Annotated in this window: 10 protein-coding genes and 2 pseudogenes; 3 read left to right on the forward strand and 9 right to left on the reverse strand. The window is 56.7% G+C overall.

Features of this window, described 5'->3' with window-relative positions; genetic code table 11:
• Positions 1-4: 4 nt before the first annotated feature.
• From AB4Y32_RS31860 to AB4Y32_RS31870, 3 genes are all read right to left on the reverse strand, one after another.
• Positions 5-1066 carry a ComEC/Rec2 family competence protein gene (locus AB4Y32_RS31860; protein ID WP_368725131.1) on the reverse strand — a complete coding sequence of 354 codons (1062 nt, stop codon included), beginning with the start codon at positions 1064-1066 and terminating at the stop codon, positions 5-7.
• A 283-nt stretch (positions 1067-1349) separates the two neighbouring features.
• The gene (locus tag AB4Y32_RS31865) at positions 1350-4817 is read right to left on the reverse strand and encodes an ATP-binding protein (RefSeq protein WP_368725132.1); all 3468 of its coding nucleotides are present in this window, start codon (positions 4815-4817) and stop codon (positions 1350-1352) included.
• Between the two features lie 3 nt (positions 4818-4820).
• Positions 4821-6077 (reverse strand): exonuclease SbcCD subunit D, encoded by a 1257-nt coding sequence (locus AB4Y32_RS31870; RefSeq protein WP_368725133.1) that lies wholly within the window; start codon positions 6075-6077, stop codon positions 4821-4823.
• Between the two features lie 964 nt (positions 6078-7041).
• On the opposite strand from AB4Y32_RS31870, the gene AB4Y32_RS31875 reads away from it, so the two are divergent.
• Positions 7042-7515, forward strand: coding sequence for a hypothetical protein (locus AB4Y32_RS31875; protein ID WP_368725134.1), 474 nt, complete (start codon positions 7042-7044; stop codon positions 7513-7515).
• Between the two features lie 800 nt (positions 7516-8315).
• The gene (locus AB4Y32_RS31880) at positions 8316-9890 is read left to right on the forward strand and encodes a hypothetical protein (RefSeq protein WP_368725135.1); all 1575 of its coding nucleotides are present in this window, start codon (positions 8316-8318) and stop codon (positions 9888-9890) included.
• Between the two features lie 352 nt (positions 9891-10242).
• On the opposite strand, the pseudogene AB4Y32_RS31885 reads toward AB4Y32_RS31880, so the two are convergent.
• The 6 genes and pseudogenes from AB4Y32_RS31885 to AB4Y32_RS31910 form a co-directional block, all read right to left on the reverse strand.
• Positions 10243-10506, reverse strand: a pseudogene (locus tag AB4Y32_RS31885) (H-NS family nucleoid-associated regulatory protein); the annotation flags it as partial.
• Positions 10496-10585, reverse strand: a pseudogene (locus AB4Y32_RS31890) (transposase); the annotation flags it as partial. The pseudogenes AB4Y32_RS31885 and AB4Y32_RS31890, both read right to left, overlap by 11 nt.
• Positions 10586-10618: 33 nt before the next feature.
• Positions 10619-11005 (reverse strand): hypothetical protein, encoded by a 387-nt coding sequence (locus tag AB4Y32_RS31895; protein WP_368725136.1) that lies wholly within the window; start codon positions 11003-11005, stop codon positions 10619-10621.
• Positions 11006-11808: 803 nt separating this feature from the next.
• Positions 11809-13197: a hypothetical protein gene (locus AB4Y32_RS31900; RefSeq protein WP_368725137.1), complete on the reverse strand. Its 1389-nt coding sequence runs from the start codon at positions 13195-13197 to the stop codon at positions 11809-11811.
• Between the two features lie 80 nt (positions 13198-13277).
• Positions 13278-14375, reverse strand: coding sequence for an IS5 family transposase (locus tag AB4Y32_RS31905; protein ID WP_368725138.1), 1098 nt, complete (start codon positions 14373-14375; stop codon positions 13278-13280).
• Positions 14376-14451: 76 nt separating this feature from the next.
• A complete protein-coding gene (locus AB4Y32_RS31910; protein ID WP_368725139.1) occupies positions 14452-15948 on the reverse strand; it encodes a patatin-like phospholipase family protein in 1497 nt (498 codons plus the stop codon).
• Between the two features lie 471 nt (positions 15949-16419).
• Here AB4Y32_RS31910 and AB4Y32_RS31915 point away from each other — a divergent pair, with 471 nt between their 5' ends.
• Positions 16420-16653, forward strand: coding sequence for a hypothetical protein (locus AB4Y32_RS31915; RefSeq protein ID WP_368725140.1), 234 nt, complete (start codon positions 16420-16422; stop codon positions 16651-16653).
• The last annotated feature ends 102 nt before the right edge of the window (positions 16654-16755 follow it).

The following is a 16755-nucleotide window of genomic DNA, read 5'->3' on the forward strand; positions in this document are numbered from 1 at the left end:
TTGGCTATGGTCGCCCGCTTTGGGCAGTCAAAAGATGGCTGTAATTTTTGAGTTCATCTGCGTGAAATATCTTTTTCAACAACTCCGGATAATTGAAAGTAATTTTACTCGATGGACAGTATTTTAATATTCGGGCAATTGTTCGTTTGTCCGGCAGTTGATTTGAGCCGTTGGTCGAAATAATGAAGTTCTGAACTTCGACGAGCGAAAGAAATTCGGGGCAAGTGTTTCCTGCACTTCCATGGTGCGATAGCTTGCACATATCGACGGCAAGTCGATTGTTTTCGGTGTACCCAAGAGCGCGGAGACTATCAGAGACGGTTTGCGATAGAGCGTCGCCTAGCAGTAGTGCGGTCCCTGCTTCGGACTTTATGAGAAATGCGATCGAGCTTGCATTGGGGACAGAAGTGTCAGCAGAAAATTCATCGTCTTTCTGCAATTGCTCCAACGTTTCGTGATAGTCGTCGCCTTTGTTGGATGTTTCTTTGCTTGGAATTTCCATCTCCCACTTAACGGCCAACTCGTTCAACTGTGTCGACGTCGGAGACAAAATATCAATAGTCCCCCATTCATATTGCATCTGCTGCCCGGCAATGACCAAGCGTCGATTTGGCTTCAATTCATCCAGCAGGTCGTCCAGATCAGCCGCTTGCTTCACACTGGTCTCCGGACCGGTGATTTGGTCGATTGCAAAATCTGATCCATCAGACTGCACGGTGGTTAGCTCGGATGCGATCAGACGTGCCGAATTAAACCAGATATCAGTGCCAAGGACGCGCCTATAGTCCTCGCGTTTGTAGGCCGCCAACAAGCCGCCGATATGATCAGAATCTATGTGCGTCAGAACGGTAAGGTCGAATGACAAGCCTGCGTGACGATACGAGTCCAACGCGCTCGTCAGGGCTTTCGCTTGATGACTCTTCAGAGCCGGGATATTTATCTTGGCGATAACTCCAGGAGGACCACCGTCAACCAGAATCCGAAAGACCTTGTCGGTGGCCCATTCGATTTCGATGACGATCGAATCCCCGTGTTTGACCTGAAGCGCGTCGATGCTCATTTTCATGGTGAAGCACGCCAGCTTGGCTCTCTCAGTTATTAGTTGATATGTCTTCTCGCAACTGCAGACACACTCACCTCGGTTTGTGTCTAGAGATACGCGCGGTCTCGGTACCCGCACACCTATACGCTGAGCGGCAGCGCGGGTCTCGCTGCGCATTCATGGCTCCGCGTTGTTGCCACGCTGACGAGCAGAATGTCTTTAACTATGCCTGGCTGCACAACGCCAGGCAGAAGACATGACGCCTTAACCTTGAGCCGCAGAGAAATTTTGACGGACACCGCTGCATCTAAGGATAACCGAGATATCGCACGTTCGCCGAAGCGCCAAACACCTCGTTGACGATCTCGACCAGGTGATCATGGTGACTGAGAAAGATCACCTGCATGCGCGTGGACAGTCCGGCCAGCACGCGAAGCCCTGCCTTCGCACGCCTGTCGTCGAAATTGATGAACAGGTCATCGGCAACGAAAGGCAGCGCGGAACCACGCTCGCAATGCAGTTCGAGCGCGGCAAGACGTAACGCCAGATAGAGCTGGTCACGCGTCCCCTCACTCATGCCACTGATCTCCACGCGTTTGCCGCCCGCGCGCACGGCGGCCAGCGCCAGCGGCTGGCTGTCGTAGTCGACCGAAAGACGTTCGAACGCACCGAGCGTCAGCTCCGAAAAGATTGCGCTCGCGCGTGCCAGCATGGGCCCCTGACGACGCTCCCGATACCGGTCGACGGCCCAGCGCAGCAACGTGGACGCCGTCTCGACCTTGATGAAGCGTTCGGCCGCTTCGGCCATGGCGGCGAGCGCCTCCTGACGTTTTGCTTCTGCGATCGCCGCATTCGCGCCGCCCGAGATCGCCGCCAGCTGCTGACGCGCCTCCGCCACCCTGGTCGCCATCTCGGCACGTGCATTGACCGAGTCCGTCAGCGCGACGCCCACACTGAGCAGATCGGCCTGGACCGTCCGCAGATCGGTCGCGTCGACTTCCTCGGCGAGTTCTTCGATGCTCAGGCCGTCGCCATCGTTGACAAGACTCCTGTGCGCCTGCCCGATGGCCGCCGCCAGTTCGCGCTTGCGGTCCGAACGCGCGATCAGCGGACGCAGCAGGTCCGGCTTGCCGACGGCGGCAAGCGCATAGAGCGGACGCAGTTGCGCTGTCGCCTCATCCACCTCCGCACGAGCGAGGCGAACGCGCTCGGACACGTCCGCCAGTTCGTTCGTCAGGCGCTGGGATTCGGCCTGCACAGCGCGCGCCGACGACAGACGCCGCGAGAGTTCGATCGAAATGGCTTTCGCATCCCCTTCCGGCATCGACACGTCGAACTTGACCGCGAGCCTGCTGGCATCTGCGGAAAAGTCCGCCAGGGCGGCACGCATCGGATCGATCTGCGCGTTGCGGATAGCTGCGATTTCATCGAGCTGTTCGCGAACCGTCCTGGCGATTCCGAGCGCAGCCCCGGTCGCGGCATCCGAATCCGCGACGGCAGACAGACCCGCTTTCGTCATGGCGGCGGCCCATTGATCCTTCCAGTGACCGTGGGCATCGTCGTGCACGTCCGCCTCTCGACGCAAGCTCGCAACATCGGCCTGAGCCGCTTCGATCTGCCCGGCGAGCAGCCGCTGCGTCGTCGCTGCCTGCCTGCATTCGCTCACGTAGCGCTCGGCCATCGCGCACAAGTCTTCGAGCTCGGCCGGCAACGGGCCGCTCAGCCCCGCCTGGACAAGACAACCGGCGAGCCGTGCCCGGCACGATTCAACCTCCGCGCGTTCGCGTTCGAGTTCACCCGTGCTCTTTTCGAGTGCTGCGGAGGCCTGCAGCGCGCTTTCGCGACGCGTGATCCATGAGGCGATATCGTCGAGCGCCATGCCCGCCAGTTGCTGTTCGGATATGACCGACGCCCAGGCCGCGTCGAAGCGCGCGAGGGCTTCTTCTGCCCCGGCAACGCGCTGGCCATGGCGCAGGGCCGTTTGCTTCGTTTCGAGAACCCGCTGTTTCAGGTTCGACAGTTCCGTCGCTTCCGTGACCGAGCCGACCTGCCGGTCGGACAGATCGTCCGCCACCGTCATTGCGGCTTCGAATTGCGGCGCGCCGTCCGCCACCGACACCGCGCCATCCCTGATCGCCGCCCATGCCGCGTCGCGGACCCCGCGCGCCTGCACAACGACCTCACCCGTCACGATCTGATGCGCCTGCTCGAACGAATCGTGTTCGGCAACGGCCAGACGCTCGCTCTCGCGTGCTTCATCGAGTCGGTCGCGTGCGCGCATGAGACGCGAGACGAGATCGTCGCGCTCGGCACGCAACGACGCGACACGTTCCGTCGATGGCAAGGTCATCGACTTCAGCGCCGGCAACGGACGGCTCCATTTGCCGAGCGCCGCAAGACTCGCATCCAGCGTGCGCTGTGCGTCGGCGGCGGCCTCCGTCAACCGGCGCTGTGCGAGGTCGTTTTCCCTGTATCGTTGCCCGGAACGCAGTGCGGCCTGGACATCGTCGGGAACGTCACCAGCGGGCAGGCTCTCCAGCTTGCGGCCAAGGTCGGCGATCTCTGCCAGCTTCTTTTCTAACGCCTGCTGTGCGTTGACGACAGACTGCTCAAGCTTGCCGCGGTCGCGCATCAGGCTCTCGACCGTATGCAACGCGAGCGCCGAAGGCACGCTATTACGCGCTGCCAGTTCGTCCCGGGGCCATTCGAGTTGCGCGCAGGCATCGGCGACCTGACGCACGAGCAACGAAACCTGCTGCTCGAGGCGCGCGATGTCCGCTTCGTGATCACCGCATCGGTGGCGCGTACTTTCCAGCGCCTCAATTTCCCTCTGGAACGCCAGCGCGGTCTGATCGATGTCCCTGTTGTCGAGCGTGCCTTGCAGTTCGCCCGCGCGCCGCAGATGCACTTCGAGCGCGCCGTCGGCTGCCGCGAGTTTTCTCAACGCGCCTTGCAGGGTGGCGTCGGCATCGTGCGGCAGATCGATCACCTCGCCCAGCGCGCGCAGTTCGGCGGTCTTCTCCCGCCACACGGCAAGATGGTGCGTGACGCGGCGAATGCGCTCCAGGCGGCTGCGTTTCAGTTCCAGCTCGCCATGCTGGCGCTCTGCGGATTCCTTGCCTTCCAGCGCGTCGCCGACCGTCTCCTGCGCAGCCCGCCAGGCGGACGTCCGGACCATTGCAGCTCTCAGTTCGGCGCTCGCGTCATCCAGTTGCTTCTGCCCGACGTAATAGGCGCGCTCGCCTGACTTGCGTTTGCTCCACAGGCGGTCGGCCTCTTCCGCGAGCCGTTCCCGCACGGGACCCAGACTCGAGATGCCTGCCGCCGACTGGAATAGCACCTGCCCCACGTCGCTGGACGCATCAAGAATGCTCTGCCCGCCTTTGATCAGCGACGTGTGATCGAGGCAGAACATCTGTTCGAAGAACGCCTTGTCGGCCTCGCCGAGAAACGGAACGAGCGCTTCGCCCGCGAGCGGCTCGCCCGTCGGCGCGGACAGGGACGCCTTTCTCGCCTTCGACCGATGAAACGCCAGCGACTGATCCGAATGCTCGATCACCGCGCCCAGCCGCAGTTCGCTCTGAGGATGAATGAAATCCAGCGGCGAGCTGTGTGGCATGCCGAACAGCAGTTCGGTGATCGCCGTCTTGATCGTGGACTTGCCGGCTTCGTTGGGTCCGACGAGAAAGTGAAAATCGTGCGACGAGCGGGGAAACGCCACCGCTTCATCGGAGAACTTGCCGTAGCGGATCAGTTCGAGCTTGCCAATGCGCATGGTTCAGTTCGCCTTCGCCACCTGTTCAACCAGCCCGGCGCGCACTGCGCGCACCAGTCCCGTCAGTTCGCCGTTGCGCACATCGAAGAGCGCCGGCACCATCTCTTGCAGTTCGTGAGGCGAATGCGTCGCCAGCCCGATCAGCCGCTCTTTCAGCATCGCGAGAAACTCCGGATCGGACTCGGCTTCGACGAGCAGGTTATGCAGGTCCGCGATGGCATCCGCGCGATCGAGCACGGCATTACTATTGCCCAGCGGGCTCGTCTCGATGCGTACTTTCTCCAGCCACAGACGGTCGTGGCTGAGACCCGCGATCTGCGCAAGCACTTCGGCGCGCAATTGCGGCTCGAGTCCGAACAGCTCGCCATGCGCCGCAGTCCTTCCCGTCACCGTCACGCGGACGGCATGCGGCACCGTCGCCGACGCCGATTCCGCGAGCATCTCCAGATGGCTACCAACCGCGCGCGCGACATCGTTGAGCGTCGCGCAAGCCGAGGCATCGACCTCCACCGCTTCCCAACGCAGCACATCGACGAAGAGGCGCTCGATTTCGATCTCGCCCGAATCGTCGACCGTCACCATGACGGCGCCGCGACGCCCGGTCTCGCGGATATTGCGGCCTTGCAGATTGCCCGGGAATACGACCGTCGACCGGTCCTGCCACATCGCAAACTCGTGCACGTGCCCGAGCGCCCAGTACTGATAGTCCTTGCCATGGAGTTCCGCCAGCGAACACGGCGCATAGGTCGCATGGGCCGCATTGCCTTCGAGCGCCGTGTGCAGCACGCCGATATTGAAGTAGCCGGACACAGGCGCCGGGTAGCTCGTAACGAGGTTCGCCGTCGTCTCCCGTTCCCTGAAGCTATGGCCGTGCAACGCGACTTTCAGCGCGTCGATCTTGAACGTCTCCGCCTTGCGCGTGGAAAACGTGCGGACGTTGTCGGGCAGTTGCAGCTGTTTCGTCATCTCGCTTTCGGCGTCGTGATTTCCGAACAGGACGAACACGGGAATTTCCGCGCGTCGCAGCCGGCCCATCTCCCGGCAGAAAAAGATGCCCGTGTTGTGGTCCCGCCAGGTGCCGTCGTACAGGTCGCCGGCGATCACCATGAAATCGACGGATTCGACGATGGCGGTCGTCACCAGCGACGAGAACGCCTCGCGGGTCGAATTGCGCAGCATGGCCGCGGGCGCGTCCGCATAGGCACTCAGGCCGTGAAGCGGACTGTCGAGATGAATATCCGCCGCATGGATAAACCGCATGTTCACTCCCCGATTGAACGATTGGCCGTCGACGCGCAGACATGACTTGCCGATGACGGACGTAGATTCTAAGCGAAACGCCTGGCGGGCCGAGTCGCGGGACAAATCGCGTCCCAATGAGCGACCTCGATCGTTCACAACGCAGCGAGCATTAGTGAAATGTACCGGTAAGCGCAAGCTGGCGGGAAATGTCGAGTGATGATCGGTGCGCGCGTTGCGCGCACTGGAAGCTAACGCGATAACAGGACTGGGCAAGGGATTGCGTCGCGGGTCGATGCCGATCAGCCACAGCCTCTCGTTCCGGGCGCGTGACCAGTTGTTAATTCACCTTCGGTCATAATGCATCGAACAAGTTTTTCAAGCCGTCCGGCACGCCGCATTCAACGCACGAACGCTTCCCCATCCAGCCTCGCGGAATCACCCAGCGCCCCCCAAGGGGTTCCTCCTTCGCACTAAAGGTGCTCACGTGCATGCCGTTAACACAATTTTCGTGTAGCGGGGTTGAGCGAGTTGGCGGGAGAGTCGGCTCATGGGTCAATTGCGAGAAATGCGCTGTTGGCAAATTGAAAAAATCGAACGGGCTACTGGAGTCCCGCAGCGAAGTCCGCAAGACAATCTAGGAATAGACAACATCCGACACCATGAAGGCATACGAGCGCACTTCCTCGGACTCTAACTGTGCTTCGTATTAAACTGGGGGCAGGTCAATTTGAGCCGGATGGTCGAGACTCGCTTGCAAGGCTTGATGCCGCCCGCGGTCGCAAGCGTAGCGCCGCGAACATGATTGCAGCACTCACGCCCTTTGCGTGCAAAGGGAAACGCCCGAAGCTACGGTCTCTATCACAAACCAAAATCGATTTGGGGAAAGAAAATGGCTTGCAAAGAATCAGCACAAATTCAACGGCTGCGATGGGAAGATCATCACGATTACGCGGGAGTCGCGCAAAGGACTGCATTCAAACACATGGAAGCGATCGCCGTGATCGCGCAACAACCTCACGATCAACGAGATTCGGCAGAACTTCATTCTCGGCTTCGTTCGTTTTTCTGGGAACTTATTGCCACGTGGGACCTTCTGCATGCTTGGGCCAACATCAGGTATCAACTCGGGCTTACTGGGCGTGACCTTACGCCTCATGGCGTGCGGGACAAAATGTCGGGAAGAGAAGACTGTGCGTCTGCACTGACAATTCTGCAAAACGCGGCGAAGACAGATTGGTTCTGTGAGGTGAAAACATATCGAAACTATGCTCACCGCTCCTATGCCGATGTTCAAACGTTGTTGACGGAAGCGACCGGCGAATCCCATATTTTCCTGGTGCCGGCACGAGAGGGCCAAGGATACGTGCCCGTCGTTGAGCAACTGAAGACATACATCGATGAGATGTATGCGGTCGGAATGCAGATCCAGGCCGTAAAGACCGGCGAGGCCGTGTAGGGGCTATGGACGGCGCGGAGCGTTGGCCGAGCGTTGCGAAGGCCAACGCAAACGTCGAACCGGTAACGTGTGAAGCACGCGTAACGTTTAGGTTAGTGCCGTGGAATGACTGAATGGCCTGAAGAATCTGACCTGTTCCGGCTTCGGGTTCACACACCGAGTGATTGCGGCTGGATGTCGGCCTGGGCGACCAAGCGCGAAGCAAACGAAGCGGGCGTCGCAAAGAGTTGCGGAGCGGCGACAACCCGAACTCCATTTCGCTTCGACGCTCGCTCGGCCGCGCATCTATTTGAAGCCACGATAAGCGTCGTTGCTCATCTCCAGCGAGCATCCTTCCATCTGCGCCCGACAGTCCCCTGGTCGCTCGCGAACGGACGCTCAGACCTCGACCTCGAATGGCTACTCATGGCCGGGAGTACGCGTTCACCCACGTTGCCCGAAAGCTGTCGTTGAAGACTCGAACGTCAACTCTGTAGAACAAGGGCGCGACGAAATTGAAAAGCTCCTCAAGACACCAGGCGATCTGCGTGGCCCGTCCGAAGGAAGGCGGTTGGCTACTGTCAAAAGAAGAAAAACTTTTCAAATAGGTAATACGGCGCTCGTTTTTGAATTGGGGTCTATGCCCGATGCATCGCTACTCTCCTCGTAGAGAATCTCATCGAATAGACCCTCATCGAGCTCTCCTTGCCACTATGCAACATCAATCCGCAAAGTTCAGAGAACTCCGGAGAGGTGCGGGCGAAGAGTTTTGCGCGCTAAAAGCCTTCGATGAAGGCTCTTCAGCGAATTGGAGGTAGGCCATGAGCACGCCATCTGGTGAGAAAGCGTCAAGTTCGTTCGACGAGCTGATTTTCAAGCGTGAGTTGAATGAGGTTCATCTTCTGCTTGACTTCATCTCGGGACGACCGGAGGTCCACATAGGCAGTATCGACCTCAAGATGCCCAAGCCGGGATATCCGAACGAAACGCTCAATACGTTTGAGACGATCACTTACGTTTGTAAGCTCCGGTATCCGCCGGATTCCAATGTGTCGAATCGTGCCGCTGACGCGGCGCTGGTTACTCTGGTGAAGGACAAGCTCAGTTCACTTGCGTACCCGGCAAGAGGCGCGACCATTGCTTATACGTATAGTTTCATCGAGCCCGCCGGTTACCTGACTCTTCCCGGTGAAAATGAAACTGAAACCGAACGGCGACAGACAAGGACTTCCGTCGCTCGCGAGGCCTACCCTGGCTTATATCGAAATGCGAGGCACTTTCGTTGGACGCACCGATTAATGACCACTGCCAGTATCATTCTGACGATTGTGGCTGCCCTACTGTTGTGGCAGGTCACGTACGGGGTCCAGATCACGGCGCGCTTCGAAGACGACCGGAAGCGAGACGTCGAAGCAACGGACAAAATCTACGAGCAGGTGAAGCTGCAAGAAGCCAAATCGCAATCAGCCGCTCCGAACCACCCAATGCCATTGGAGCGTTGCCATGGAGAGTACATCGGTTATCAGAACAGTGACATAAGTCTGTTATGCAACGAGTGGGCATATGCTCAAGCTCGTTACGTCAAGACAATCTCTGATGCCTGTACGTTTGCCACGCACTTCCCGTCAAACGTCCTGATGATTCCGTTTCCTTCCGAGATCGGGACTGAAAAGCGCCAATGCCGGGATCGACGCCATACGGAAGTAACCGGCATGATGAATGAGACCGAGGCTGGCGAAGAGGACGATGCCAGTGTCCCCTCAACACGGCTTCGCTTGCTTCATGATTCCGCGTCAACATTGCATTCGCGTGCCGAACGTGAGTTGGCACCGGTGACCCTTTCCACTCGAGACGGACCACGACCTACTGGAACGTTACACGAGCCCACTGGCTCGCCACATTCACCTGCATCATCGACCGCGCCCGGGACTTCCAGCTCGACTAATGGGGTGCATCCGGTCCCGAAACCCAAGACTGGTGACGATACAACGCTGGAAAGCGCGACGCAGGAGGATATTCAGTCGATAACGTTGGTATTGTCGATTTACTCTAACTACGTCTTGCCGATTATGTTTGGACTTCTGGGAACTGCAGCGTCGATGCTGCGATCGGTCGGAGACAAGATCAAGGATTGTGTCTTGGCGCCGAGAGACGCCGCACTTGCATTCTTGCGGCTTCCATTGGGACTGATGGCGGGTGTCGCGGTCGGGCTGTTCTTTAATCCGACATCTGTGGCGCAGGGCATCAGCGCTGGCACGGGTGCGCTCACGATCACGGCATCTGGTATCGCCTTTCTTGCCGGCTATGGTGCGGAGGCGTTCTTCAAGATGATCGATAGAATGATCAATCAGATCTTTAGCCTGGAACATAACTGCGATGCAAAAAAGAGCACTTAGTGACCTAACCGTCGCCATTTTTGCGACAGGAGGTTGGCCTTGACTTGATGCGAGTTTGCGAGCCGGCCTCATTACAATACCTTATGAAATCACGTAATTGCTGTCTGGCTGTTTTTCGTTTTTGATCACGTGGAGAGTCGGTCGCGCATCTAAGCCGCGCGCCCTGCGCTCATCGGCCCGAATCCCAATAGGGCGCGCCGAAGCTCACTACGGATCAAGCTAGCCGTCGCTGCTTCGCGTCTGTTAACTACCCCGTCCTTACCGTGCGAGATTTCCCTTGGTCAATACACGGGCTCCTGTTGCGTGTGGATGACTGCGCGAAAGCGCGCCACGCCAATAGTGCATTCAGGCATCAACGGGCACGAGCATATGAAGGGTGAACCGTTGCCAGGCGCGTACCTGAAAATGGGTCTTCGCGCCAGTCTGTTTTTCGACGCGTGGCAGCGTCGCGCCGCGACGCCGTTCCGTCCACGGCAAAGTGTTCGAGAGATTGTCCGGCACTGATGGCCTGTTTAAGCCATTGGGGCATCTCGCCATCGCCGGACCATGTCTGTCCTGTCGCGCTGCGATACCGTGCAGCGTTTGGCCGGATTTCGTCCTGCGCTATGGCGACTGCACAGTTCCTTGACCGGCATACTGGCCTCGGATTTCTTCAGAAACCCGATGATTTGCTGTTCCGGAAATCGCTTCTTCATGTTCGTATTCTTCTCCGAAAATGACACCTGCTGTCACAGCTGACTGCTCCCCTCGTACATCGCCCCCCACTTTTCTTGACAATCATTAAAGGCCGGATGCTCCCGTAGTTTTTCGTTTTGCAATCTAAGTTCGATCCAGAATCTGCGCTCGTCTTCCCTTTCATCTATCGAGATTGATTTGTCCAAAAACCATAACAGCTGTATCTTCATTTTTTCTATCATTCGAACGTATAGGTATTTGTACAACACGAGTCCCGTTAGCGAGTTCGGGATAGCATCGGTTGCGTGCCTATTCGCTAGCTCAGCGCTTACCTTAAGCCCGTCCTTCTTCTCCATAAGTGCTATGCACGCCTTCTGGGCGCTCTCGAGACTCGCAAACAAAAGATAGGCAACGTGAACGACATCTGCTTTCCTCAACATGTCATGGTAAGACTCGCGATTCTCCCCGTCGTTGTCTACCCAATTGTTGAATCAAAGCGTCGCGTCCCTCGCACCACGTAGGAAAGTATAAAAATCCATTATGGCATCAATCTTCACTGGACCAAGTGCGGATAGTTCTTTGAAGGATGCATCTAAAACTTCGAAATAGCTTTCTCGCCTTGCGGCGCTGGACAGTCCTCCTGCAAATTTCAACCATCGATACGCAGTGACATATCCCGAAACCATGTCGACTGCGTATATGATTCGGCATATCGCCGTTATGTCGGCTTCAAAGATGTCGACCGTCCCGAATCGCTCCCTCGCGACGTCATAAAGCCGAGATACAAAGACGGCCCACGCGGCTATCGCCGTACCGGAAGCCGCGAGGAGCGCTGGACTATGAAACGATGCGAGATATGCCGATACGAACCATGGATCGTTCTTCGCAATGTTGTATGCATCTGCTGGACAAAAGTAAGCACTAAGAAAACTCGACAAGAGTACAATCAAAACAACTAGCGACCAGATACAAGCGCCTCTCAGGTCACTAATGTGTCGCGAACGAATGTAGCGAGCCCATGTATTTGTATCAGGAGGAAGCTCGGGCGTGTGCAGCGGACGAGATACGCTAGTCATTTCGAACTCCTACGTCTGGCGTTTTATCCGCACGGCCCGATGCGGGCCAGACAATCCCCGCTGAAATTTCAACAGACATTCACAATCGAGCATCGCGCAAGCCGATTGCAACTGGGGCGCCATTCCGGAACCATAGGCGCGACCTCCACCAGCGGTGCTTCAGTTAGCTATGAAGTGTCTAGTAGCATGCGTGCCTGAGAGTAGCCCAATTCGCGGTGCGATTCCCACTGTACGTCGTCGAAAAATTGATCTGCGGTGCTTTCGTTTGGAAAGTGCTTGCTCACACCCTGGTATCTGCGCACATCATATGGTGCATCCAGAGAGGTCCGCGGTTTAAGTACGATGATCTGACCACGTTCACCGTCTGGGAATTTTGTGATCAGACGCACCCCGTGGAGCTCCTTATCAAATTTGAAATCGTTGAACGAGCCGGCGATAACCTCTCGATTCAGGGAAAATTGTTCATGCCCGGAAGACGTGTTTCCCACTTCAGATATTTCGATTCCAAAATCAACACGCACGCGACGGATCAGGTTGGCAACATCATCGAATCTGTAGTCTGGGTCTGCTCCGTTATCGATAATCAAAATGAACTTCAGCCTGCGACGCAATAACTCGTACGCACCGGTGTTTTCGAAGTGGCCCCCGTCACTCAGGTTCCAACGACGAGCTCGAGGCCCGTCGAACCTGCCAAGCAGTTCACTCAATAGGCAGAACTGTGTTCCGAACAGTCGCTCGGTTATATAGCGCTGTGGCTTGCGGGCGGTCGGGAGCGGGACGCGCGTGCGGGGGTACTTTTCGGCACCCTGACGGAATGGCGAGGAATAGGTGTCCCACCAATATCCGAGGCGGATGTTTGCGATGCCCATCAGCAGTGAATACCCTCGTCGGGTTAGCTGCCCCAACCCTGTCCCAATAGCAGCTCCGGAAATTGCGATCCAATCTCCAAGAGTTAGAGACTCGAGCCAGATGTTCGACGTCTCACGCCCCCGCAGAACGTGTTTCGCGGGCGTTGATATATCAGTAGCAGATGCCCAGTTACATTCCAGTACGCCAAGCTTTGCACCGATCGTTACACCGGCCGGCCCAACACTTATTGACATTCCACGTGAACCCCGTTGTACTAGTGCCGAATCCCAATCGATCGTCTTGTTAATCGTCGCATTGATAAGGTGAACTGGAGCACAGTTATACTTACTGTAGTATTCCCCCATTGAAATGCTGTCACCAGGAACGAGTGATGTTACATCCCGTTTTCTGGAATCACGCAAGCGTCGACTATTGGTCGCACCGAGAAACGCCCGCGTCAGTCTCGTACTGTACATTCGCTGATAGGTGGAAAGGTTCAAGAATTGAATGCAGGACCCATCGATTAGAGCGACGATAAAAAAAAATGCGAACGCCAAAAATACGGCAAGTAGATCGCCATATCCTTTGGCATTAAACCAGACTTCCGGATTATCTCGCACATATTTCATTAACAGGTCGCTGAAATACACCCGAGCTGAAGCGGCCTCGCTCCAATTACGCGGCTCTCGCCGCAAGATTTTTCGCATTGTGTAAATTCAATGCGAATTCAATGTCCTTTTAAGCGTTTTGAGGCCAATTCCTGGCCTCATGTCCGCGTTTACCGTCACTATGGACGGACCTGTGCCAGGGATCGCAGGCGCACGAGGTTGTAGGCGGCCATGTTCAACACGAACATCTGATCCACCTTCTTCAACCCGCGCACCATCGCCTGGCGCATGCGCCCGACGGTCTTCGCCCAGCCGAAGCCTTGTTCGATCAGCTTGCGCTTTTGCTGAGAAATGGCGTAGCCCACGCTCGAGGCAATCATGTCGGCCACCGCCGAACGTCGCCCCGAGTTGTTTTGCGCAACGTGCGGAGTGACCTTCATCTCGTGGCAGGCCTCGATGAATTCCTGTGCGTCGTAACCCTTGTCCGCACCCAGCGTGATCTTCGCGCTCGCATCCTTTATCGCTTGCCGCGCGTCGTTGATCATGATCTTGGCCGCTTCACGCTCTGCATGCCCGTCAGCGCGTGTCACGCGCGCGTTGACCACCAGGCCGTGCCGGTTATCGGTCAGCGTATGGCCCATGTACCGCAATTCGCTGGCCGTCTTCCCTTTGCGATAGAGCCGCGCATCGGGATCGGTCCGGGACTGATGCGTCTCGTTGCTGCGCTTGCTGCCTTTGAAGTCGTCCGCGCTGCCGCCGTCGTTGTCCTGATCGTCACCGTCCTTGCGAACGAAGCTCTTGTGCCCCGCCCACGCCTGGATCAGCGTGCCGTCGACGCTGAAGTGTTCGCCCGAGAGCAGATCCTTCTTCCCGGCGATGGCCACCACTTCGTTGAAGAATTCGATGATCGCGTCGTGCTTGATCAATCGCTCGCGATTCTTCGTGAAGACCGTGGGCACCCACACCTCGTCATCCATGGCCAGGCCGATGAACCAGCGAAAAAGCAGGTTATATTGAACCTGCTCCATCAGCTGTCGCTCCGAGCGGACGCTGTAGAGGATCTGGATCAGCATGGCTCGCAGCAGCTTCTCTGGCGCAATGCTCGGCCGCCCGCCCTTGATGTCCGCTTCGTACATCCCGGCAAACAGTCGATCCATCTTCGCCAGCGCTTCGTTCGCCATCACGCGGATCGCTCGCAACGGATGCGACTTCGGGACGAAGTCGTCCAGCTTTCGCAGGGAAAACAGACTCTCGGTGAACGTGTCGGCGCCGCGCATGATCTCCACTGGGCAAGTGAGGGGTCTAATATCAACGCATCAGCGGCCTTACGCGATGACGTAAGCCGCCGGTACTTCAGCAACCTGTTAAGGCTCTTACGATTGCATGCGCAACAACGGACCAGAATACAAGTGTAAAGACACTCGCAATGCATACGGCAACCGTTGCCAACAAGAGCCGACTTATCGCTGGCATCGAACTCGTAATTGTCTTTCGTTCGGCGAGTAGAAATTTTGCGATTGCCCATAACGTGGCCGCGCTGCTTGCGATGATCGGGAGATGAAACCAGTTGGTTGCTTTATCGCACCACTCGATTGCGTCACTATTATGGATGCACTTATCCCCCCAATAGCCTGCATAGTCGATAAGGGCGATCGCCGTAGCCCAAAGCATTAGTTGCGCAGGTCCTGTAAGAAAACTGCGCCCGCAGAAGCGAAGAGGATTTGTGTAGGCATTCGTCAAGGCGTTGCGTACCCGATCAACGTACGCTCTGCTGTCGGATCGCGAGGTCCGCCGATTGCTAGATCCTGGAAACCATGATTTGTTATCCGAAGGATTCGATCCGATATACCACCAAGCGGCAAAGTAGTAAAACACTGCAAGGATTTCAGAGCATATCACCGACCAGGCGGCAAAAGAGATGTAATCATTCGGTCTAGGAAGTGTTGCAGATAACGTCAAAATTCTATGGAGCGTATTGGGTGTAGATACCTCCAGTGTCGTAAGTGAAAGCACGAGCACGGAGATCATTGAAAAAGCGGGAAGGAACTTATAAAAAAACCTTGTTTCCTGAGCGAGGTTTTGCGTCAACCAATATGCTCTGCTCAGTGGAGAAAGAAGTCCAACCAGCGCAAACCCCGCCACAATTGCTGGCATCGTTTTCCAAGCGGGAGCGAATTGGTTCCAGCTGACACCGCGCAGATGCAACACCTTATCCGCGAACCCGACAAATAAAAGGATCGTGAGCAAGGAAACTCCGATCACATACTGGAGAGCAAACCAGTTCCGAAGTGAAAATGCTATTGACTGCAGGAAGTCATCTGATCCGTTCGGGGCGAGATAGTCACAGTTGTCCCGCAAGTACGAAATTGACGTCACCGCATCCGGACTTGTCGGCGGTGTTTCGGGATTTAAGGTTGTTTCCGCACTTCTCGCGCATTGCTGGAACGTTTCACTCTGAGTTTGTTCATTGCCGTCTCTTACTGCGTTGGGGACAAACATACTTCCATAAAACGCTCCGATATAGCTGCCACCCGAAACTGTCGAAATATAGCCAAACTTATTCAAGACGTGCCTGTCCGCTAGTGCCTGAAGAACGCCAAGCGAAAAGACAGCACTGCGGATGCCACCACCAGAAATGGCGAGTCCCGGGACAACCGCCAGGTCTTTAGGCACTCTAAGACCTGTGGCTTCATGGTGACGCTTGATCTGGTCCAGTTCGACCTGCCTGAAAGACTCTGGAATCTGTGCGTCTGTGCGTTCGTCGTGAACCTCCGCCTTCGGAGGCTCTTGGCGCTCTCGCGTGGCGGTATTCGAGCTACGTCGACCGAAAGGGAATCGTAGCGGGAACATGGTTAATACTCCTCCACACTTGAAAGATTGCGTACGCAGATAGTTCTCAACACCTACGTTGCAATAAAATATCGACGGTGCTCCTCTTAACATAGACGGCGACACCAAAGGCATGCATTACACGGGTTAATGAATGTACGGTAGCGCACGTAGCGCCGCAGATCTGCTACGCAGGCAGCAGACCAATGTTGTCGTTTTGAAAGATTGCGGAATGTTGTATGTTGACCAATTAAGCATTGCCCCGCGCGTCCGCCGATAGCGACGATACCCAAAAAGGCCCAGTGGGCCAGCCTGAAGGCTGAGGTCTTCGGGCAGATCATCGACAAATCCTTTGCAATCTCTTGTCAATAAAACGAGTTCTGTATCGAAATTTGAATTTGATTACAACCCATCCTTCAGACGCGCTAACTGCTTCCGGACGACTCATTTACGGCTTACCGTGAAGCGCTCAAGGAGCGGACCCGCGAGAAAGTGCCAATCGATTGGGCGGCGACACAGGCCAACCTCGGCCTCGCGCTCCAGGTGCTCCGGGAACGCGAGTCGGACACCGCGCGGCTCGAAGGAGCCGCCAGCGCTTTCAAAGCTGCGCTTATCGTATTTCGTGACGCGAAAGCCGATTACCCTACCCAACAAACTGAACGAGCTTTGCAGCGCGTCCAGACTTCCATCAACCAACAGAAGAACCGGAAAGTGGCGCACTACTGACGCAACCGTAGCAAATATACGCCCGCCGCGAAACTGACGGCGCTGCCGGCGGACTAGTTTGCAGGAGTGTCCAGGCGGCGATATTAGACTGGTCCGGTGCGG

The organism is Paraburkholderia phymatum (genome assembly GCF_040965635.1).
In the GTDB taxonomy this organism is placed as follows: Bacteria; Pseudomonadota; Gammaproteobacteria; order Burkholderiales; family Burkholderiaceae; genus Paraburkholderia; species Paraburkholderia phymatum_B.

Excerpts from the sequence above, each read along its gene's own strand:
- AB4Y32_RS31860 (WP_368725131.1), bottom strand. The coding sequence starts at position 1,066 with ATGAAAATGAGCATCGACGCGCTTCAGGTCAAACACGGGGATTCGATC.
- AB4Y32_RS31875 (WP_368725134.1), top strand. The coding sequence starts at position 7,042 with ATGGAAGCGATCGCCGTGATCGCGCAACAACCTCACGATCAACGAGAT.
- AB4Y32_RS31910 (WP_368725139.1), bottom strand. The coding sequence starts at position 15,948 with ATGTTCCCGCTACGATTCCCTTTCGGTCGACGTAGCTCGAATACCGCC.
- AB4Y32_RS31900 (WP_368725137.1), bottom strand. The coding sequence starts at position 13,197 with ATGCGAAAAATCTTGCGGCGAGAGCCGCGTAATTGGAGCGAGGCCGCT.
- AB4Y32_RS31865 (WP_368725132.1), bottom strand. The coding sequence starts at position 4,817 with ATGCGCATTGGCAAGCTCGAACTGATCCGCTACGGCAAGTTCTCCGAT.
- AB4Y32_RS31895 (WP_368725136.1), bottom strand. The coding sequence starts at position 11,005 with ATGTTGAGGAAAGCAGATGTCGTTCACGTTGCCTATCTTTTGTTTGCG.
- AB4Y32_RS31880 (WP_368725135.1), top strand. The coding sequence starts at position 8,316 with ATGAGCACGCCATCTGGTGAGAAAGCGTCAAGTTCGTTCGACGAGCTG.
- AB4Y32_RS31905 (WP_368725138.1), bottom strand. The coding sequence starts at position 14,375 with ATGCGCGGCGCCGACACGTTCACCGAGAGTCTGTTTTCCCTGCGAAAG.
- AB4Y32_RS31870 (WP_368725133.1), bottom strand. The coding sequence starts at position 6,077 with ATGCGGTTTATCCATGCGGCGGATATTCATCTCGACAGTCCGCTTCAC.